General features: G+C 67.6%; 18 protein-coding genes. 10 read left to right on the top strand and 8 right to left on the bottom strand.

Annotation, left to right across the window (positions count from 1 at the left end; all coding sequences use genetic code 11):
- Positions 1–34: 34 nt before the first annotated feature.
- Genes AB0L82_RS05500 through AB0L82_RS05480 form a run of 5 tightly spaced genes read left to right on the top strand, consistent with a single transcriptional unit; the run spans position 35 to position 7,355 of the window.
- Positions 35–1,099 (top strand): AAA family ATPase, encoded by a 1,065-nt coding sequence (locus AB0L82_RS05500; RefSeq protein WP_364632798.1) that lies wholly within the window; start codon positions 35–37, stop codon positions 1,097–1,099.
- A 2-nt stretch (positions 1,100–1,101) separates the two neighbouring features.
- Complete coding sequence (locus AB0L82_RS05495; RefSeq protein WP_364631431.1) at positions 1,102–3,660, top strand: DUF5682 family protein; 2,559 nt, start codon at positions 1,102–1,104, stop codon at positions 3,658–3,660.
- Positions 3,653–4,777: a VWA domain-containing protein gene (locus AB0L82_RS05490; RefSeq protein ID WP_364631429.1), complete on the top strand. Its 1,125-nt coding sequence runs from the start codon at positions 3,653–3,655 to the stop codon at positions 4,775–4,777. Before AB0L82_RS05495 ends, AB0L82_RS05490 begins: the two co-directional genes overlap by 8 nt.
- A 2-nt stretch (positions 4,778–4,779) precedes the next feature.
- Positions 4,780–6,870 carry a hypothetical protein gene (locus AB0L82_RS05485; protein WP_364631426.1) on the top strand — a complete coding sequence of 697 codons (2,091 nt, stop codon included), beginning with the start codon at positions 4,780–4,782 and terminating at the stop codon, positions 6,868–6,870.
- A gap of 41 nt (positions 6,871–6,911) precedes the next feature.
- A complete protein-coding gene (locus AB0L82_RS05480; RefSeq protein WP_364631423.1) occupies positions 6,912–7,355 on the top strand; it encodes an RpiB/LacA/LacB family sugar-phosphate isomerase in 444 nt (147 codons plus the stop codon).
- A 15-nt stretch (positions 7,356–7,370) separates the two neighbouring features.
- On the opposite strand, the gene AB0L82_RS05475 is transcribed toward AB0L82_RS05480, so the two are convergent.
- From AB0L82_RS05475 to AB0L82_RS05460, 4 genes are all read right to left on the bottom strand, one after another.
- A complete protein-coding gene (locus tag AB0L82_RS05475) occupies positions 7,371–8,972 on the bottom strand; it encodes an acyl-CoA synthetase (protein ID WP_364631420.1) in 1,602 nt (533 codons plus the stop codon).
- Between the two features lie 34 nt (positions 8,973–9,006).
- Positions 9,007–9,468 (bottom strand): gamma-glutamylcyclotransferase family protein, encoded by a 462-nt coding sequence (locus AB0L82_RS05470; protein WP_364631417.1) that lies wholly within the window; start codon positions 9,466–9,468, stop codon positions 9,007–9,009.
- Entirely contained in the window at positions 9,465–10,241 is a 777-nt protein-coding gene (locus tag AB0L82_RS05465) for an MBL fold metallo-hydrolase (protein WP_364631414.1), read from the bottom strand. Before AB0L82_RS05465 ends, AB0L82_RS05470 begins: the two co-directional genes overlap by 4 nt.
- A gap of 82 nt (positions 10,242–10,323) precedes the next feature.
- Positions 10,324–11,232: a hydrogen peroxide-inducible genes activator gene (locus tag AB0L82_RS05460; RefSeq protein WP_364631411.1), complete on the bottom strand. Its 909-nt coding sequence runs from the start codon at positions 11,230–11,232 to the stop codon at positions 10,324–10,326.
- 108 nt (positions 11,233–11,340) lie between these two features.
- Between AB0L82_RS05460 and AB0L82_RS05455 the strand changes: the two genes are divergently transcribed.
- The 4 genes from AB0L82_RS05455 to AB0L82_RS05440 all read left to right on the top strand — a co-directional run bounded on the left by AB0L82_RS05455 (position 11,341) and on the right by AB0L82_RS05440 (position 14,183).
- Positions 11,341–11,928 (top strand): peroxiredoxin, encoded by a 588-nt coding sequence (locus AB0L82_RS05455; protein WP_153806595.1) that lies wholly within the window; start codon positions 11,341–11,343, stop codon positions 11,926–11,928.
- A gap of 40 nt (positions 11,929–11,968) precedes the next feature.
- A complete protein-coding gene (locus AB0L82_RS05450; RefSeq protein ID WP_364631408.1) occupies positions 11,969–12,508 on the top strand; it encodes a carboxymuconolactone decarboxylase family protein in 540 nt (179 codons plus the stop codon).
- Between the two features lie 214 nt (positions 12,509–12,722).
- Positions 12,723–13,463: an HNH endonuclease family protein gene (locus AB0L82_RS05445; RefSeq protein WP_364631405.1), complete on the top strand. Its 741-nt coding sequence runs from the start codon at positions 12,723–12,725 to the stop codon at positions 13,461–13,463.
- Positions 13,464–13,490: 27 nt separating this feature from the next.
- On the top strand, positions 13,491–14,183 hold the full coding sequence (locus tag AB0L82_RS05440; RefSeq protein WP_364631403.1) for a PhzF family phenazine biosynthesis protein: 693 nt from the start codon (positions 13,491–13,493) through the stop codon (positions 14,181–14,183).
- Between the two features lie 55 nt (positions 14,184–14,238).
- Here the strand turns inward: AB0L82_RS05440 and AB0L82_RS05435 are convergent, their stop codons facing one another.
- Entirely contained in the window at positions 14,239–15,462 is a 1,224-nt protein-coding gene (locus AB0L82_RS05435; RefSeq protein WP_364631400.1) for an aminotransferase class III-fold pyridoxal phosphate-dependent enzyme, read from the bottom strand.
- A gap of 202 nt (positions 15,463–15,664) precedes the next feature.
- The gene (locus AB0L82_RS05430; RefSeq protein WP_364631397.1) at positions 15,665–16,405 is read right to left on the bottom strand and encodes a DUF5134 domain-containing protein; all 741 of its coding nucleotides are present in this window, start codon (positions 16,403–16,405) and stop codon (positions 15,665–15,667) included.
- Between the two features lie 260 nt (positions 16,406–16,665).
- On the opposite strand from AB0L82_RS05430, the gene AB0L82_RS05425 reads away from it, so the two are divergent.
- Positions 16,666–17,256, top strand: a complete 591-nt coding sequence (locus tag AB0L82_RS05425; protein ID WP_364631394.1) for a VanZ family protein — start codon at positions 16,666–16,668, stop codon at positions 17,254–17,256.
- Here AB0L82_RS05425 and AB0L82_RS05420 read toward each other — a convergent pair.
- Together AB0L82_RS05420 and AB0L82_RS05415 are read right to left on the bottom strand one after the other, a co-directional pair.
- Positions 17,190–19,019 (bottom strand): hypothetical protein, encoded by a 1,830-nt coding sequence (locus AB0L82_RS05420; protein WP_364631391.1) that lies wholly within the window; start codon positions 19,017–19,019, stop codon positions 17,190–17,192. The two genes, AB0L82_RS05425 and AB0L82_RS05420, sit on opposite strands and share 67 nt — an antisense overlap.
- A 3-nt stretch (positions 19,020–19,022) precedes the next feature.
- A complete protein-coding gene (locus AB0L82_RS05415) occupies positions 19,023–20,081 on the bottom strand; it encodes a MoxR family ATPase (protein WP_364631388.1) in 1,059 nt (352 codons plus the stop codon).
- Positions 20,082–20,144: the final 63 nt, after the last annotated feature.

The following is a 20,144-nucleotide window of genomic DNA, read 5'->3' as shown; positions in this document are numbered from 1 at the left end:
CGTACCAGGGGATATCGTGACCAGCACCGAACATATGCAGCGCCCGCCCGCCGAATTGCGCTGGGCGCAGGATCTGGAGCGGCTGCGCGCGGCCGATACCGCGCCCAAGCCGCCCGGGTGGGCGCTGAGCGTGGATGCGGCCAAGCGGTTCATCGTCGGCGATCCCAAGCTCGGCATCGCCAATAAGTTCGTGGGTGACGCCTCGCTGGTGGACCGGGCGCTGGTGAGTCTGGCCACCACGCGCGGACTGTTGCTCACCGGTGAGCCCGGCACCGCGAAATCGCTGCTGTCGGAACTGCTTTCGGCGGCGATCTCCGGGGATTCCACCCTGACCATTCAGGGCGGTGCGGCCACCACCGAGGATCAGATCCGGTACGGCTGGAATTACGCGCTGCTGGTGTCCGAGGGTCCGTCGGAGCGGTCCATCGTGCCCGCGCCCATGATGCGGGGGATGCGCGACGGCAAGGTGGTGCGGTTCGAGGAGATCACCCGCTGCCCGCTGGAGGTGCAGGACTCGATTCTGTCGCTGCTGTCCGATCGGGTGCTGGCGGTGCCGGAGCTCGGCGAGATGGTGTATGCCACGGCGGGTTTCAATGTCATCGCCACCGCCAATACCCGCGACCGCGGCGTGAACGATATGAGCGCGGCGCTCAAGCGGCGGTTCAATTTCGAAACCGTCTTCCCCATCGGGGATTTCGCGGCGGAACTGGCACTGGTCGAGGCCGAGGCCGAAACCCTGTTGCGCAAATCGGGGGTGCCGCAGGCCCCGCCGCGTGACGTGCTGGAGGTGCTGGTCACCGCGTTCCGCGAATTGCGCACCGGGGCAACCGATTCGGGCACCCCGCTGGACCGGATGTCCTCGGTGATGAGCACCGCCGAGGCCGTATCGGTGGCGCACGCGGTCGGGCTGCGCGGCTGGTATCTGCGCGGTGAGGCCGGGGACGGCGCGGATATCGTGCATTGCCTGGCCGGGACCGCCGCCAAGGACGATCCCGATGATCTGGCGCGGTTGCGCCGCTATCTGGAGCAGCAGGCCCCGCGCAAATCGGGTCCCGCGTGGAAAGCGCTGCACGACGCCCGATTCCAGCTGCCGGGCTGAGCATGAGCCTGGAGACGACGGTGACCGCCGGATCGGTGCGCGTCACCTTCATCGGGGTGCGCCACCACAGTCCGGCCTGTGCGCGGCTGGTGCGCGACACCATTCGGGAGCTGCGGCCCGCGCACGTGCTCATCGAGGGACCGGCCGATATGAACGATCGGCTCGATGAACTGCTGCTCGGGCATGAACTGCCGATCGCGGTGTTCAGCAGCTACCGGGACAGCGAGACGCGGCATATGTCCTGGGCTCCGCTGTGCGACTATTCGCCGGAGTGGCTGGCGCTCACCGAGGGTCACGCGGCCGGAGCGCAGGTGCGCTTCATCGATCTGCCCGCCTGGCATCACGCTTTCGCGGGCCAGGAGAACCGGTACGCCGACGCCGAACGACGCTATGAGCGCGCGGTGGAACGACTCTGCCGCGAATTCGCCGTCGACAATATCGACGCGCTCTGGGATCACCTCTTCGAACTGGAATCACCCGAAACACTCGCCGAACGCCTCGCCGCCTACTTCGAATTGGTGCGCGGAGATGACGATGCCTCCCCCGGCGATATCGCCCGCGAGGAGTACATGAGCCGCTGGATCGACGCGGCCGTCGCCGACCTCACCGAGAGCGACGCGGCCGCGGCGAACATCGTGGTGGTTACCGGCGGCTTCCACCGGCCCGCACTGATACGCCGCCTTCTCGGCACCGCGGCGGATGCAGCCCACCCGCCCGCCCGAGGGGAGGCCGGGCCGGATCCCACTGCCACCTCGAAAGGCGTTGACGGACACACGGAATGGCCCGCGGTTCCACCGTTCCCGGGTGCGGGCATCGGCGGGAGTTATCTGGTGCCGTTCAGTTTTCAGCGGTTGGACGCGTTCGCGGGGTACCAATCGGGGATGCCTTCGCCCGCGTATTACCAACGGCTGTGGGAGCACAGCGCGCGGGAGGCGGCCGAGAGCGTGACCGAAGCCGTGGTGCGGCGATTACGGGAACGGGGACAACCGGTTTCCACCGCATCACTGATCGGGGCGCGCACGCTCACCATCGGGTTGAGCCGCCTGCGCGGGCATGAATCACCTTCGCGCACAGATGTTCTCGACGGTTTGGCGGGTGCGCTCATCACCGAGGCGCTGGATCATCCGCTGCCGTGGACGGGGCGCGGCCAATTGCGGGTGGGCACGGATCCCGTCGTGGTGGAAATGGTTGCGGCGCTGTCGGGAACGCGGGTGGGACGCCTGCACCGCAAGACTCCGCATCCACCGCTCGTGCACGATGCCGAAGCCGAACTCGCGCGATGTGGGGTGCCCGACACCGGCCGCTTCGACGTCGATCTCGCGACCGATTCCGGGATCGCGGCCAGTCGCCTGCTGCATCGGCTGCGTGTCCTCGGCATCCCCGGCTACGCCCGCACCACCGGTCCCGCGATCGGCAGGCCGCCGGAATTGACCGAGACCTGGAAGATCGCCGCGACCGACCTGCGCCTGCCGCAGCTGATCGAGGCGGGTTCGCTCGGCGCGACCTGCGCCGAGGCCGCGGCCGCCCGGCTCGGCGAGCGATTCGCGCAGGCCGGTTCCGAGACAGGCGAACTCGCCACGGTGCTGTTCGACGCCACGCTGTGCGGGCTCTCCGAACTGACCGGGCGCATTGTCGACGCGGTGCGCGGGCATATTGCCGCGGCAAGCGCACCCGGCGGACTCGGGCAGTTGCTCGGTGTGACATTGGGCCTGTGGCGGCACGATCGGCTCTTCGGGACCTCCGACTCCCCCACCCTTGCCACCCTCATCGACGCGGCGGTACTGCGCCTGCTCTGGCTGATCGAGGGTATTCGCGGCGGCCCGGCCCCCGCCGACGATGAACTGCTGAAAGCCATCGCGGCCGTCCGTGATGCCGCACTGCACGCGGGCCCGGTGCTGACCATCGCGCGCTCGGATACGGTCGGTGTGTTCCAGCGGTGCACCGCCGCCGACCGGCCGCCGGCACTGCGCGGCGCGGCACTCGGCGCGGTGGTGTCGCTGGCCCCGCACGAGAGCCTGGATATCGCCCGCGCCGTACGCCTTTCGGGCGCACCGGACGTGCTCGGCGATTTCCTCGCCGGACTCTTCGCCCTCGCCCGCGAACAACTCATGGAAGAGTCGGCGGGCCAGAGATACTCGGGGGCAGCGAATTCCGAGCCGACGGCCTCCGGCCCACCCTCCACCCCACCGTCCGGCCCGGTAGCACCCGGCCCAACGGCGACGTCCGGAACACCTTCCTCGGGCACACAGTCGTTGCTGGCGGTCCTCGACGAGCTGGTGGGCAAGTTCGACCCCACGGAGTTCCTGGGCGCGCTGCCCGCGCTGCGGCTGGCTTTCGCGTGGTTCCCGCCGCGTGAGCGGGCCGCCATCGCCACCAAGTTGCTCGAACTGCGCGGGCTCGACGGCTCGGGCTCGGCACTGCTGCGCCTGCCCGTCGATGCCGAACTGCTGGCTCGGGCGCGGGTGGTGGAGGAGCGGGTGGATCGGCAATTCGCCGAGCACGGGTTGTTCGGCGAATCATCCTTCGGCGCAACGGAACCCAGCGGAGCCGCACATGACTGACATCGATCCGGCGCTGGAGCGCTGGCGGCTGATTCTGGGCGCGGCAGGCAATGGCGTCTGCGGTGGATCCGGGCTCGGCGCCGAGGCGGCGGGACAGGACGCCGCGCTCGACTGGCTGTACGAACGCGATGACGATCTCGACCAGCGGGGCATACGCCGCACGGGCGGCGACGGACCCTCGATCGTGCACGCGGTCGACTGGCTCGACGATATCCATCGCCTGTTCCCCAAGGCCACCATCGAGCGGCTGGAACGAGATGCCGTGCAGCGCTACGGCTTGCACGAGGTACTCACCGATCCCGGGGTACTCGAACGCCTGGAGCCCAATGCCGAACTGCTCGGCGCGGTACTGCGCACCAAACACCTGATGAATCCGGAAGTACTGCGCATGGCGCGCCGGATCGTCGAACAGGTGGTGCGCGATCTCATGGAGCGCATGGCCGCCGAGATCCGAGTCTGCTTCACCGGCACCAGATCCCGCCGTCCGAGCCGGATTCCGCGTGCGGCCGACTTCGATTTCCCGAAAACGGTGCGCGCCAACCTCGCCCACTATCGGCCCGAGGAACAGCGGCTGTACGTGGAGACCGCGCACTTCCGCGCGCGCACCCGCAAGCATATGGACAATTGGCAGGTCATCCTGCTGGTCGACCAATCCGGATCGATGGCGAGTTCGGTCATCCACTCGGCGGTCACCGCGGCCTGCCTGTGGAATCTGCCCGGTATCAAAACCCATCTGGTGGCCTTCGACACCGATGTCGTCGACCTCACCCGCGATGCGGACGATCCGGTCGAGTTGCTGATGAAGGTACAGCTCGGCGGCGGTACCGATATCGCCCGCGCGGTCAGCTATGCCGCACAACTGGTCGAGCAGCCGCGCCGCACCATCATCGCGCTGATCAGCGACTTCTACGAGGGCGGCGATCCCGGTGCGCTCATTCGAACCTCGGCGGCACTCGTCGCGGAAGGCGTCATCATGCTCGGCCTCGCCGCCCTCGACGAACAATCGGACCCCGCGTACGACCGCGAAACCGGCCAGCGCCTGGCCGATGTCGGCGTGCACATGGGCGCGATGACACCCGGCGAGTTGGCCGGTTTCATCGCCGAAGCGATCGGATAATCATGCGCGCGGATCTGCTCGCCCTCACCGACGATTCACTCATCACGCTGGCGAATCGCGGCATCTTCAAACGCGCGGTCAAGGAGAACACCGCCACCCCGCCCGAGGTGACCGAATCCGCCGACGGCACAGTCGAAGCCGTCTTCCCCGACGGAACCCGCACGACCCTCACGCCGGGCATCACACTTGAAGCCGCCCCCTGCACGTGTGGGTCCACCACCATCTGCCGGCATCGCATCATGGCGGTGCTCGCATATCGCACGGTCGCCGCCGACAGCGCTGAGAGCCCCGGCACGAACGCCGACCTCGGAACGGCGGTCGCCGAGGGCGATGCGGATACGGGCGGCCAGGCACCGGCTGACAACGTCATCGGTTCGTCCGCCGAAATCGCCGCTGCGAAAACCGGAACCACCGATGATGCACCGAGCGCAGAATCCCCGCGCACCGCACCGTGGTCCCCCGCCGCGTTCACCGATGACGAACTGCGCGAGCTGCTGGGCGCGCGAGCCTTCACCGCCGCCAAGAAGGCGCTGCGCGCCGGGTATCGCGCGACCGTGCGCCGGGCGACCGATCGGGATCCCGTCCCGGCGGTCGAATTATCCGCCGTCACAGTGCGATTCCTGGTTCCCGGCGAGCTCGGCTACGCACGCGCCGACGCCTCGAAGGGTGCGCGTCCCGATGCCATCGCGCTCGCGGTGTGGGCGTTCCGGCTCGCCGACTCCCTCGATCCGGCAGCCGAGACCCTGGAGGTCACCGTCGGCGACTCCGCCGACGGGTCCACCGCCGTGGCGGCGGCCGCCACCGTGCTGACCCCGCTGGCCGATCTGCTGAATGACGGTGTGGCCCATGCCGGTCCAGCACTGCCCGCGGTGTTCAGCGCCGCGTTGCGCACCCTGGATTCGGCCTCCGCGCGCTGGCCGCACGACGCCCTGACCGAGCTGCTGGATCAGCTCACCGCGTATCGCGACCGCAGCGCCCGGCATGATCCGCTGCATACCGCCGCCCTCATCACCGAACTCGTCGCCCGCCATCGTGCGAGCGCGCGCGACTGGGTGCCGGTGCTCGGTACCGAGGAGGCCGCGCGCACACCACTGCGGCATCTGCGACTCACCGGCCTGGGTGCGCGCATCACCGGCGACAGCGAATCCCGCACCGTGGAAACCTATCTCGCCCATCCCGAGGCCCGCATCGTGCTGACCCTGCCGGTCACCGCCGCCATCGCGGAGGGTGCGGCCGCGCCGACGGCCACGGCCCTGGCCGCCCGCCGCACCGGCACCGCGCGGCTGGCCGATCTCGCGGCGGGCAATGTGGTGACCGAATCGGCCGTTCGCTCCGCGAATCGCACCGTGCGCCTGGCGAGCAGCCGGGTGGCCCGCACCTCGGTGCTCCCGTCCACCGGCGACTGGTCCACGCTCCCGCCCGAACTGCTCATCACCGATCTCGACGCCGAGGCGGCCCGCCTGACCACGCTGGCCCCGGCCGTCATCCGCCCCCGCGTCCACGGTGCGTCACTGCGCGCGGTGACGGTCGAGTCGATCGGCGAAATCCGTTACCTCCCAGGCGAACAACGACTCGAAGCCACCCTGCGTGCGCCCACCGGCACGGCCACGATCACCCAAACCCACAGTGCCGCAGCGCCGGGAGCCCTGGACGCGCTCGCCCACACGCTGTCCGGTGACGCGGGCGCACCGCGCTATATCGCGGGCTTCCTGCATCGCAGGCACGGCCGATTGCACCTGACGCCGACCGCGGTGGTGGCGGGCGCAACCGTCGTCGTCCCCTGTTTCGCCGATACCGCGCACGCCATCGGCAGCGCGGCCGCGGACATCCATCGGGACCCCCTGTCCGAGGCCGTCACCACCGCTCTGGCCCTGACCGCCGAAGTCCCGCACCGGGGCATTCGCCACCTGCCGCCGAGCTGGTTCACCAGGGCCGCGGAAGCCGTCGCAGCCCTGCGCCGCGTGGGCCTCCGCACCGCCGCGACCGCTCTCGACACCCTCCGCCACGCGCTGGGTTCCGCACGCGGCCGTCCGGCCCTCGACCTGTGGGTCACCACCCACCTGCGGTTACAACTCACCGCCGACCAACTGTGAATCGCTGAATCGCGGCCGCCACACGGTTCACAATGGTCGTTATGCGTATTTCCGTAGCGGCGGACGAGAACACCGGGGTCGCGGCCGATGTGGTGTCGGAACTGCGGCGACGTGGGCATGAGGTGCTGGTGCACGGCGCACTCGAGCCCGACGAACGCGATGACTGGGCCTGGGGCAGCGCCGCGGCCGCCTGGGATGTCGCGGAGGGACGCGCCGAACAGGCGGTGGTGTGCTGCTGGACCGGAACGGGGGCCTCGATCGCGGCCAACAAGGTACCGGGCATTCGAGCCGCACTATGCGTGGACAGCTACACCGCCGCGGGCGCACGGCGGTGGAACGATGCCAACGTGCTGGCGCTGAGCCTGCGACTGACATCGCGGGCATTGCTCAGCGAAATCCTGGACGGCTGGTTCGGCGGGGCCGCCAGCGACGATCCGGACGATATCGCCAATATCGAACACCTCGATCGGATCGCCGACTTCTGAACCGGCCGGATCCGATCAGCCCCGCGCGAGATGTGCGTGCGCGGTGCGCAATTCGCGTTTGAGAATTTTGCCGCTCGGGTTCTTGGGCAGTGCCGCAACGAAAGTCACGAACTTGGGCACCTTGAATCCGGCCAGCCGCTCCCTACAGTGCGCGATGACCGAATCGGCGGTGACGGTCTCCCCCGCGCGCATCACCACGATCGCGGTGACCGCCTCGATCCAATGCGGATGCGGGATACCGACCACGGCGGCCTCGGAAATCGCCGGATGCTGGAAGAGCACCTCCTCGACCTCCCGGCTGGCCACGTTCTCACCACCGGTCTTGATCATGTCCTTCTTGCGATCGACCACGCTGAGGTAGCCCTCGGCATCCAGCACGCCCAGATCGCCGCTGTGGAACCAGCCGTCGCGGAAGGCATCCGCGGTCTTCTCCGGATCGTTCCAGTAGCCGAGCATGGCCTGCGGTGAACGGTGCACGATCTCACCGATGACCCCGACGCCGACGGGAACGCCGTCGTCATCGACCACGCGGGTCTCCACATTCAGCGCGGGGCGGCCCGCCGAACCCGGTTTGGTGAGCTGATCCTCCGGTGCGAGAACCGTTGCCAGCGGCGCGAGTTCGGTTTGACCGTAGAAATTCGCGAGTCCGACCCCGGGTAGGCGTTCGGCGAGTTCGTGCAGCACCTCGACCGGCATGATGCTCGCGCCGTAGTAGCCCTTGCGCAGTGACGACAGGTCGTAGCTGTCGAATTCGGGGTGGCGCAGCAGCGACAGCCAGACCGTGGGCGGGCAGAAGAGTTTGGTGGCGCGCTCGGTCTGCACGGTGCGCAGAATGGTGGACGGATCCGGGCCGGGCAGCAGAATGCTGGTCGCGCCCAGGTAGATATCGGGCGTGAGGAAGCAGTGCAGCTGCGCGCAGTGGTAGAGCGGCAGCGCGTGCACCTCGATATCGTCGGCGCTCATGCGGCCGTCCACGATCGCGCTCACATACTGGGCGATCAGGCCGCGCCCGGACATGATCGCGCCCTTGGGCCGGGATTCGGTGCCCGAGGTGTACATGAGCTGCACCGGATCATCGTCACCGATCCGCACATCGGGTTCGCAAGCGTCGGAATGGTTTTCCCACGCCGAGGCGTCCTCCCAGCCCGCCGCGACCGGCAGGCCGTTCAACCCGATCCAGCCGAACAGTCGAATGTCATTATCGCCCAGCTGTTTCACCGCGGCTTCGGCCTCGGATCCGAGCGCGTCCTCGGCGATCAGACCGGTCGCGCCCGAATGCCGCAGGATGTACGCCACCTCATCGGCGGTGAGCATGAAATTGATGGGCACCGATATCGCGCCCAGGCGAGCCAGCGCGAAGTACAGCAGTACGAACTCGCGGCAGTTGTGCGAGTACAGCGCGATCCGATCACCCTGCGCCACACCGCGATCCGCGAGACTATGCGCCACCCGATTCACCGCCGCGTCGAGTTCGGCGAAGCTTTCGCGGCGCTCCCGCCACACCAGGGCGGTCTTGTCCGGCACCCGGGCCGCGGTGCGCCGCAACAGTTCTCCGAGTCCCTGCCGCCGCGCACCCGCGACCACGCCATTACCGTCCGAAGCACCCGCTGCACTCATGCCAACACGTTCTACCGGAGGAATGTGGCCCGCGTCATACAGTCCCGCTGAGCAGGACCAATTCCCGCCGCCAGGCCGCACATTTCCCGACGTAGTCGGGCAGGTGCTCGGTGGCGAAGTCGCGGGCGGACCAATCGTGGGGCTCGACCGCTGCGGTCCAGGCGTAGGTCCACGCGTAGCTCACTCGCTTGCCCGCGTGTACGCAGACCGGGGACAGGTCGTATTCGTCGTCCTCGAATTCATCGAGCACCCACCACTGCGTGCGGGTGAGGCCGGTGAGCAGGAAACCCTGGGCCGCACCGGATTCGGCCGGGACGAGGCCGGGGTAGATCTTCCCGGGCAGTGCGGCCACTCGGCGGCCCGGCACCGTCGCGGGACGCAATTCCATTGTGCAGCCGATCAATTCGGTCAGCACCTCGGGGAAGCGCAGCGTGCCGTAGACGAACAGCGGGGCATCGCCGCTCGGCAATCGGCGCGCCCAGCAGTCCTCACTCACCGCCCGGTCCAGCGGGCGAAGACCGCGGCATCGTGCGAATTGACGATGCTGATCTGATGGCCGTGCAGGCGCTTGAGTTCACGCAGACGCCGCTGATTCTCGCGATAGGCATCCCGCACGATCGCACCCTGTTCGAAAACCTGCACCAGGAACGGCGTATTCGGCTGTTCGGGATCGATGGTGCTCTCGGTCATGAACGCGTCACCGGCGTGCAGCAGCCAGCCGCGCCCGGTATCGACCGCCACACCGGCGTGCCCGCGGGTATGACCCGCCAGCGGGACTGCCAGGATCTCCGGCGGCAGGCCGGGCAGATCGCGCACCGCGGTGAAACCGAACCAGTCCTGACCGCCGTCGACCTCGTTGACCATCCATTTGGGACCGTGCTCCCACTGCTGCGCGCGATAGCGCAGGCGCTCGGACAGCGTGGGCGTGGCGGTGGCGGCACGGAATTCGGGACCGTGCACATGGATGGTGGCCTCCGGAAAATCGGCCAGGCCGCCGGAGTGATCGAGATCCAGATGGGTGAGGATGATGTGCCGCACATCGCGGGGGTCGTACCCCAGTTTCTGCACCTGGTAGATCGCGGTCTCGGTCTCGCGCAGCTTCGCGCCGAGGGTGAATCGGCTCGGCCCCACCATTTTCCCCGGCTCCCGTACGCATCCGAGCCCGAATCCGGTGTCGACCAGTACGAGTTCGGTCCGCGTCTCGATGAGTAGGCAGTGGTCGACCAGGCCGAAGGCCATGGTGCCGCAGTTCAGATGGTGAATCCGCATGGCCCCGAGCGTCCCAGACGCATCCGAACCGGTCAATTGGAACGCGGCGCGCCCGGTGTACACCCCTGGTGACGGCGACGTTTCAGTGCGGGCGATGATTGCGGATGATCTCGGCCAGTCGTTCGTAATCCTCACCGCGCGCGGTGGAGGCGCGATAGGCCAGACCCAGCGTGCGCCCGGGCGCGGGTGCGGCGAAGTGCGCGATATCCAAAGTGCCGCGCGAGGTTTCGGCCGATACCGCCATCTCCGGAATCAACGTGACACCGAGATCGCCTGCGACACACTGCACCACGGTGGCCAGCGACGCGGCGCGGGTGTCCCCCACCCCGCCCGGATGCGCGTCATGGGTGCGGCACAGGTCGAGAGTTTGATCACGCAGACAGTGCCCCTCATCGAGCAGCAGCAGCGGCAGCGCGTCCATATCAGCGGGTTTCAGATCCCGCCGCCCCGCGAACTTGTGCCCGCGCGGGACGACCAGCACGAATTCCTCGGTGTAGAGCGGAATCTCGACCAGTCCGGTGGCGTCGGCGGGCAGTGCCAGCAGCGCGACGTCCAGAACTCCGGAGCGCAGCCCGTCCAGCAGGCGCGCGGTTTGATCCTCGATCACATGCGGTACGAGGTCCGGCAGCTCGCGGCGTAGCTCAGGTAACAAGGTGGGCAGCACATATGGGGCAACCGTCGGAATGATGCCCATCCGCATGGTCCCGCCGAGCCCCGATCCGGCAGCGGATGCGACAAATCGGTCAGCCGCCTCGAGTGTCGCCATCGCTTGCGGCAGAAGCCTTTTACCTGCGGGTGTGACCAGTACGCGACGCGTACTGCGTTCGATCAATTGCAGACCGAGTCCGTTTTCCAGTGATGCCAGCGCCTGCGATAACGTGGGTTGGCTCACGTTCAGCCGAGCCGCCGCCGTACCGAAATGGCGGTATTCGGCAATCGCCACGAACGCACGCAGCTGCGACAGGGTTGGCTGATAAGTTTGATCAGTCACGCCTATCAGTATAGTGCGACCGATCACCTTTACCTTTTACCGAGGCTTGGGCAAGATCGGCTGCGGCAGTCACGACACGATCGATTCGACTACATACAAGGAGCACACATGGCCCTGCTGACCATCGGCGACCAGTTCCCCGCCTACAACCTGACGGCTGTCATCGGCGGTGACCTCTCGAAGGTGAACGCTCAGCAGCCCGACGACTACTTCACCCAGATCTCGAGCGACGACCACGCCGGCAAGTGGCGCATCGTCTTCTTCTGGCCGAAGGACTTCACCTTCGTCTGCCCGACCGAGATCGCCGCCTTCGGCAAGCTGAACGAGGAGTTCGCCGATCGTGACGCGCAGGTGCTCGGCGCGTCCGTCGACAACGAATTCGTGCACTTCCAGTGGCGTGCCCAGCACGAAGAGCTCAAGACCCTGCCCTTCCCCATGCTGAGCGACCTCAAGCGTGAATTGGCCGCCGCCACCGGTGTTCTCAATGCCGACGGCGTCGCGGACCGCGCCACCTTCATCGTGGATCCGAACAATGAGATCCAGTTCGTTTCCGTCACCGCCGGTTCCGTCGGCCGCAATGTCGACGAGGTGCTGCGCGTGCTCGACGCACTGCAGTCCGATGAGCTCTGCGCCTGCAACTGGAAGAAGGGCGATCCGACCATCAAGGCCGGCGAGCTCATGACCGCTTCGGTCTGATTTCTTTCGAACCTGCTCTGACACAAAAGGATTGCGCGCTGTGACCATCGAGAACCTCAAGAACTCCCTGCCCGAGTACGCCAAGGACCTGAAGCTGAACCTGTCCTCGATCGCACGCACCACCGTGCTGACCGAACAGCAGCTGTGGGGCACCCTGCTCGCATCGGCGGCGGCCACCCGCTCGGCCACCACGCTGCGCGAGATCGCCGAGGAAGCCGCCGACATCCTGTCGGAGGAGGCGTACAACGCCGCACTGGGCGCCGCGTCGATCATGGGCATGAACAATGTCTTCTATCGGGGCAAGGCGTTCCTGGACGGTAAGTACGACGATCTGCGCGCGGGCCTGCGCATGCAGATCATCGGCAACCCGGGTGTGGCCAAGGCCGATTTCGAGCTGTGGTCGTTCGCGGTGTCCTCGATCAACGGTTGTGCCCACTGCCTCGAGGCGCATGAGCACACCCTGCGCGAAGAGGGCGCCTCGCGTGAGGTGATCTTCGAATCGCTGCGTGCCGCCGCGATCGTGGCCGGTGTCGGCCAGGCCGTGGCGTCGACCGAGGCGCTGGCCACCGCCGCCGTCTGATTCCGGTCGAATCCGGGTCGAATCCGGTCGAATCCGTAGTTCGAGAAGGCCGCACATCCCCGGGTGTGCGGCTTTTTCGTGTCTACACGTCGGGTACAGCGCGGTTATGCGTGGCGAGCCTTCGATGTGATATTTGCCAATGGTTAGCGGCAATCGGATCACCGGTCGGCAACATTGTCCGATTCATCCGGTTCAGCCACTTAGACTCCCCCGCATGCCCACGCGTCCACGGACCACCGCACGACGCCGCTGGCGCAAGTTCCTCGCCACCACGGTGGTGCTCGCGGCCGTGGCCGCGATCGGATTCACGCTCTGGAACAACCGTCAGGACGACCCACGGCCGGACACCCCGGCGGCCGATCCCGGCGGGACGCCGCTCCCCGATACCCGGCAGGCGCGCGGGGAACTGGACCGGCTCACCATCGCCTGGAACCGCAATTGGGAATCCTATGACCGCACCGCCTTCGGCCCCGGCTGGTCGGGGCGCGGCGGGGAACCGGTGCTGACGGGCGGCTGCACCGCGCGCGAGACCGTGCTGAAGCGGGATCTCACGGAAGTGCGCCTGGCGGACAGTAATTCATGCATGGCGCTCTCGGGGGTGCTGATCGATCCGTATACCGGCGAGCGGCTGCCGTACGACCGGTTCAAGGCCTCCGATATCGAGATAGATCATGTGGTCGCGCTCGGTGACGCCTGGCGCTCGGGCGCTTCGGAGTGGAGTCCGGAGCGGCGCGAGCAGTTCGCCAATGACATCGGCAATCTGCTCGCGGTGCAGAAGCAGGCCAACCAGGACAAAGGGGCCAAGACGCCGGATCAGTGGCGGCCGCGCACGGCCTACTGGTGCGATTACGCGCGGCGCTGGGTGGCGATCAAATCCCGCTGGGCGCTCACCGTCCAAGCCACCGAGAAGAGCGCCCTGACGGAGATGCTGGGAACCTGCACACCTCCCGCATAGCGGTAACCGTGGGTATGCTCGGGACTCATGGGCATTCCGGAAAGTGATGGCGCACAGATCGAAGTGGTTCGCGTGTTCACCGACGCGGCGGGCCGATTCGGCAATCCGCTCGGCATCGCCCGCGCCGCCGATGTCGAAGGGGTCGATCATCAGGCCCTGGCCGCCCGGGTCGGATACAGCGAAACCGTCGTGGTGCAGGAACCCGAGCACGAGCGCACCAGTATGCGGATCTACACCCCGGCGGTCGAACTGCCGTTCGCCGGGCATCCCAGCGTCGGCACCGGCTGGTGGCTGTTCCTCAAGGGGCATCCGGTGTCGGTCATCGATGTGCCCGCCGGACCGGTGGACGTCTCGGTCAGCGATGGCATGACCTGGGTGCGCGCCCGCTCGGAATGGGCGCCCGCCTTCACCTTTCACCAATTCGAGAGCATCGAGGAGATCGCGACGCTCGACCCCGCCGACTTCCCCGAGGGCAAGCATTACGTCTGGGGCTGGAGCGATGAGGCGCGCGGAGCGGTGCGGACGCGAATGTTCGCCCCGGCCATGGGAATTCCCGAGGACGAGGCCACCGGCGCGGCGGCCATCGCACTGACGGCGAACCTGCGGCGCGGGCTCTACATCACCCAGGGCGAGGGCTCACAACTGTTCACCGAATGGGATTCGGACGGCTGGGTGCGGCTCGGCGGCCGAGTGGTCGAAGACCACCCGGTAGTCATCTGACGCGAACCCTATCCCGGTGTGGGCGAAAAGATTTCGCTCACACCGGGTACGGCCGTCAGCCCAGGGCCGCTGCGAAGCCCGCCGCCATTTCGGCGATCTGCTCCTCGGTGATGACGAAGGACGGGGAGATCTGGAGTGCGCCCTGACCGGCGGCGCGGCCCGAGATGCCGTGCGCCCGCAGGGTTTTCACGAACGGCATGGCCTCAGCGGGATCGGCGAGCTGGACCGCGGCGACCGCGCCCAATCCGCTGCGCACCTCGGCGACCCGGGGGTGCTCGGCCAGCGGCGCGAAGTGCTTGTGCAGCAACGTTTCCAGGTTCTTGCTGGCATCGAGGAGATTCTCGCGCTCCATGATGTCCAGGTTGGCCATGGCGGCGGCCGCGGCCGCGGCGTGACCACCGTAGGTGTAGCCGTGCCGGAACCAGGTGCCGCCCGCGAAGAACGGCTCGGCGATGTGCGGGGCGATGAAGACCGCGCCCATCGGGATGTAGCCGGAGGTCAGGCCCTTGGCGGTGGTCATGAGATCGGGCTGCAGGTCGAAACGCGAAGAGGCGAACCAGGATCCGCCGATGCGGCCGAAACCGGTGACGACCTCGTCCGCGACGAACAGGATGTCGTTCTCACGGCAGATCTGACGCACCTCGGTGAGGTAGCCCGCGGGCGGCAGGTACACCCCGCCCGCGCCGATGATCGGCTCGGCGAAGAAGGCGGCGATACGGTCCGCGCCGACCTCTTCGATCAGCGCCAGCAGCGCCTTGGCGTCATCCCAGCCGATGGTGCGGGCATCGGGCATGAACTCGCCGTAGCCCTCATGGTTGACCGGGATGCCCGCGAGCGAGGTACCGGCCACATGCATGCCGTGGTACGCGCGCTGACGGCCGACCACGATGGTCTTGCCCGGCTTGCCCTGCACGTTCCAGTAGCGCCGCGCGAGCTTGACGGCGGTATCGATACCGTCGGACCCGCCGGAGGTGAAGAAGATCTTGCTGCCGGGGACCGGGGCGATGGCCGCGAGCCGCTCGGCGAGATCGCGCAGCACCGGCGAGGCCAGGTCTCCGAAGTTCGAGTAGTGCGCGATATCGGTCAGCTGCGCGGCGACCGCGTCGGCGATCTCCCGGCGGCCGTGACCGACATTGGTGAACCACAGTCCGGCCGTGGCGTCCAGGTACCGGGTGCCACCCTCATCCCAGATGTAGGCGCCCTCACCGCGCGCCACCACGAACGCGCCACCGCTCTCGACGGCACCCATATCGGCGAAGCCATGCCACAGCGAACCCATCCCGCACCTCCGTCACACCGACACCGACGGCCCCTTCCCGGGCGCGCCGCACACCCCACCATCACACCATCACGACGGTGAGCAGCGCGAACGACCCCCGCCCAAGCGGTTGGTATGGCACTACCGTCGGCCGCGGGTCAGGACGCGGGCATCGACCGCATCCGGCCAGCCACTCGTAACCACAGCGGAGAATCGCTCCCCCTCACCCCGCGACGGCGAGGACGAGCATGTAGGCGGTCCCGATATCCATCACCAGATGCGGCACCACCGCCGTCGGCCCGGTGCCGACCGGATGTGGAAACACATGCCGCAGTGCCCGCCGGGACCACGGCACCGTCATCACCACCGCGTCGATCGTGAAAAGCGCGGCCAGGGTGAGCATCAGCCAGGGCGCGGGACCACCCGACATATGCATACCGTGCTCCCCGTGCCCGCCCATGGCGTACAACATCGCCCCGGCCGCCACCACGTGATAGCCGAACGCGGCCACACTCACGCTGCGCCACCGCACGATTCGCGCCGCCAGCAACGCCGCGTACACCACCACCATGGCCGTCAGAACTCCCCGCAGCGCGCGCGGATCGGCCGCCGCCGGAAACACCAGCATGGCCAGCATCACCAGACACATGAGCAGATGCGCCGCGTCCGACTCCTGATCGAGCCCTCGAAACCCGCTGCCCGCCAATAGATTTCCCTGACCGGACATACCCGGCCAGCCCACCGTGGACACCGGTTCGGAAACCTCTCCCCACCCGTGCGCATACCCCCGGCCCGACGCGGCGCTTCCCCGCACCGTCGCGTTGCCGTCATCCTCCCCAGCCGTCGTAGTCACACCAGCGTGCCGCACCGAGGCCAAGCGCCCCAGCACAATCACCAGCGCGACACCGAACGCAGCCGCCACCACCCAGCGCAGCGCCGCGTACTCGTGCACGAATTCCGCCACACCCCACCACCTCTCAGCGCGGAGTCCCGATCACCTCCATGGTGGCATCGAACTCCCCTCCCCGGCACTGCCTTTCCCCCGCCGAACCCCCGGCGCACCACCGCCCCACGAATCCGAATCGCGGAGAACGACTCTCCGCCGGGCAACTCATCCCCTCCCCATCCCGGCACGCCCTTCCCCGTTCGTGGCGGGTGCCACTCGCACAAAATCCTCACATTTTCCCCACGGGCACCTCTGAACCGATCGCTAGCGTGGGGGTTATGCGGCAGGTGTGGGAGATGTGGGGTGGGGTGCTCACGGTGTGGGCGCTCGCGGTTCCGGTGCTGGTGGCCGGGATTCGGGTGGTGTTGTGGTTGCGGCGGGGGCAGCCGCGGGCGGTCGCGTTGCGGAATACGTTGGCGGAGGCGGGAATTCTCGTCGGGACGGTGCCGTGGATCTGGATGATTCTGACGCCGACCGGTGGAGAGCGCGGTGTCAGCCTGCTGCCGTTGCGTGATCTTTTCGACACGCTGGGTGACGGACCCGAACAGGCGGTGGTTCAGGTCGGGGCGAACATGATCGTCTTCTTGCCGCTGGGGTTGCTGCTGCCGCTGCGGCTGCCTCGCTTCGCGGGGGTCGGGCGCATGTTCCTGGTCGGTGCGGCGCTTTCGGCGCTGCTGGAAATCGCGCAGTACGCGCTCGACCTCGGCCGCGTTTCCTCGGTGGACGATGTCCTCATGAACGCGTCCGGCGCGGCGATCGGTGCGGCGCTTACCGGCACCGTGTACAAGATTGCCGTTCGAGCTCAGCTCATGCGGAAGACCGGACCTCGCGGGCGGAACGGGAGGGAAGCGCCCGCGGGGATCAGATAGGCGTGTTCGGTGCGGACGCGGAGTACATCGCACATGCCGTCGGTGATGACCAGAACCGGGGCCTCGGAGGGGAAGTCCTCGGCACGTTCGAGCAGGCGGATGCCGGGCTGCAATATCGTGCCGCCACGGCCGCGCACGCGAACTCGCGAGGCGATGTCATCCACCGGCAGGTAACCGGCATCATGGGCGGCCGCGTCGCAGTAGATGACCCGAGCGCGCGGAACATCGCGGGCGCGGGCATAGGCGGCGATCGCGCCCAGGCCCTTGCCCATGAGGGTGGCGGACATGGAGCCCGAGGTGTCCAGGACAACGCCGAAGGTAGGCAGCCGGACCGATTCCTCCGGGCGCATCCACGCCGGGCGCGGGATATCGGGGGTCGAGGACTGGCGGCGGGAGGCACGGGCATAGCTGCGGCGCTTCTCGACGGCGGGGACGAATTCGTCGAACCACTGCGCCAATTGGGCATCCCACGGAAGCGGCGGCTGATCCAACGCGCGGATCTCCTGCTCCAGACCGGCGGGCAGCAGACCACGCCCGCTGGACAGGTGGTAGGCCAAACCGTTGGCGAGCGCGCCCCGGTAGTACTGATCCAGATCCACGTATCGGCCGGGAGTGCCGCCGTGCGGCAGCGGTTCGCCGAAGATATCGCCCTGCCCGCGCCCGCGCAGGGTCGCCAGGCGGCGCATGCGGCGCAGGTCTCCCGCGATGCGGTCGTAGATCTGTTCCGCCGAAAGACCTTTCAGCTCCGGGTCATAGAGCAGCCCCTCGGGCAGCTCCCCCACGCCCATTTCCACCAGCCAGCCGTTGACCACGTAATCGCAGGCGATATTGAACAGATAGTGATCCCGCCAGGCCGCCCGCTCACCGTGTCGCAGTGCGGCATGCAGCATTTCGTGCGCGAGAACGAATTTCCACTCCTCATCGGTGAGCGCGGCGAACGGATTGACATAGATCTCAGCGGCCTCGGCGTTCACCGCCGCGATCGAAATATCCCAGCCGCGAGCCACTTCCGCCTCGGCGACGATCTTCATTCCGGCGGCGAGCGCACCGAGCAACGGGTAGGAGGAGACGAACCAGTTCAGCGCGCGATCCCACGGCCGCAACACCTGCTGCTTCCCGCGTGTGACATCGCTACCGGCGATATCCAGGGCAGCCCGCGCGGCCTCGCTGATCCCGATCGCGAACTGCCTGCCGTGGTCGTAGTGCTTGGCGCTCGCGGCGGTGCTGATGAAGAAGTCGGGGAAGTCCGGCTGGCGGTAGCGCTCGGGAACCCCGGTGGGCCACCAGCGTTCGGCCAGCGCGAGCTCATCGGAACCGCCGGGGAAGGGCGGCAGGTCCGCCGGTGCACGACCGATCTTGAGGGTCAGCAGGTACTGATCCACCGCCGCGCAGCACGCCGCGCGATACACCGGATGCGGATGGTGCGGTTCGTAGATCCAGCTATCGGCGAGGAGGTTCTCCTCCAGCATGCGCGCGGGCTTGTCACGCGGATCGGTGTGCCCGAAACCCAAGTGCAGCAGCAGATGTGCGAAATGCCAAGCCCACTCCTCCGGTTCGGCCCGCCGTTTCGGATTGAAGAAGATTGTGCCGTAGGCGGATATCACCGCCCACGTCTGCGGCGGCAACTCCGCCTGCGCCTCGTACACTCCTCGCCGCGCCCAGCGGAACAACGGGTTCTCGCACACCAGCGCCCACCCGGCCAGCATCTTCTCGTGCCAGGGGTCCACTCCCCTGTGCCGCTTGCGCGTTGATCGTCCCGCCATCGACTACCGCCGCGCCGCCAGTCGCGGCAGATCTCGCGTGACCTCGATCAGGAACCAGGTCGGCAGCACCGGCACGCCGTCGTCATCGGCGGCGATCACCAGCTGTGCGCATTCCACGGAGATCTCCGCGAGCTCGGTGAGCATGCTCTTCGCCCGCAGCACAAAGCGTTTCAGCCCCGCCGAGGCGTGCTCCCGCGATTCCGGCAGCTCCTTGATCAGGCGGGCGCGAAACGCCTCGGACAGGAAGAACAGCAGATCGCGATCCGCGGGCTCACGCGGCCAGCCCGCATCACCCTTGATGACCGCTTCCAGATCGAACGCGTGCCGCACCGTCTTTACGAACGCGCGGAACCCGGAAGCGTGTGCGGTGGTGAGGGTTCCGGAGGACAGCACCCACAGCGCGGTGTCCTCGATCCCATTTCCGTAGGAGTGCAACGCATCCGAGAGCATATGCCAGCCGCGCGGGGTGGAGAACGGCTGCTCGGTCTTGGGCGGGGTGGCCCACAGATGATCGGGTCGCTGGGTCAGGTACTCCACCACCCAGGGGTGAATATCGTTGTGCGCGGCCCACTTCAGCCAGTCGTCGACATCGGCGCGCAGGTGTACGTGCACCATGCGATTCACCAGCGCCGAGGCCATGGGCCGGGCCAGCGCGTTATCGGTGGCGCGGTTACCGGCCCCGATCACCACCGATCCGGCGGGCAGTTCGTAATTGCCGACGCGGCTATCGAGAATCAGCGAGTAGAAGGATTTCCGCACCTCGGCGGGCGCGGCGTTCAACTCGTCGAGGAATAGGCAGTACGGCTGGTCGCGGGCGATCATCTCCGGCGGCGCGAAACGGCTGCGATCGTCGACGATCTGCGGCACCCCGATGAGATCCTCCGGTGCGAGCTGGGTGCCGAGCAGGGTGACGCACTCCAGTCCAAGCGAATCGGCGAATGCCCGCACCAGCGAACTCTTCCCGATTCCGGGCGCACCCCACAGGAATACCGGCCGCACCACCGCGACGTGCAGCAGCAACTCCGGCAACTGATCCGGGGTCACCGTGACAGTCGCTTCCATCGATCCCTTTCCCGGATTCGAACGAACTCCGAGGTTAGAACCGGGTCCATCGCACTGGCCAGC

This window comes from Nocardia sp. NPDC052001 (assembly GCF_040680615.1).
Lineage (GTDB): Bacteria > Actinomycetota > Actinomycetes > Mycobacteriales > Mycobacteriaceae > Nocardia.
Note: the sequence above shows the minus strand (reverse complement) of the source record. Positions and strands in the feature narration are given on the sequence as shown.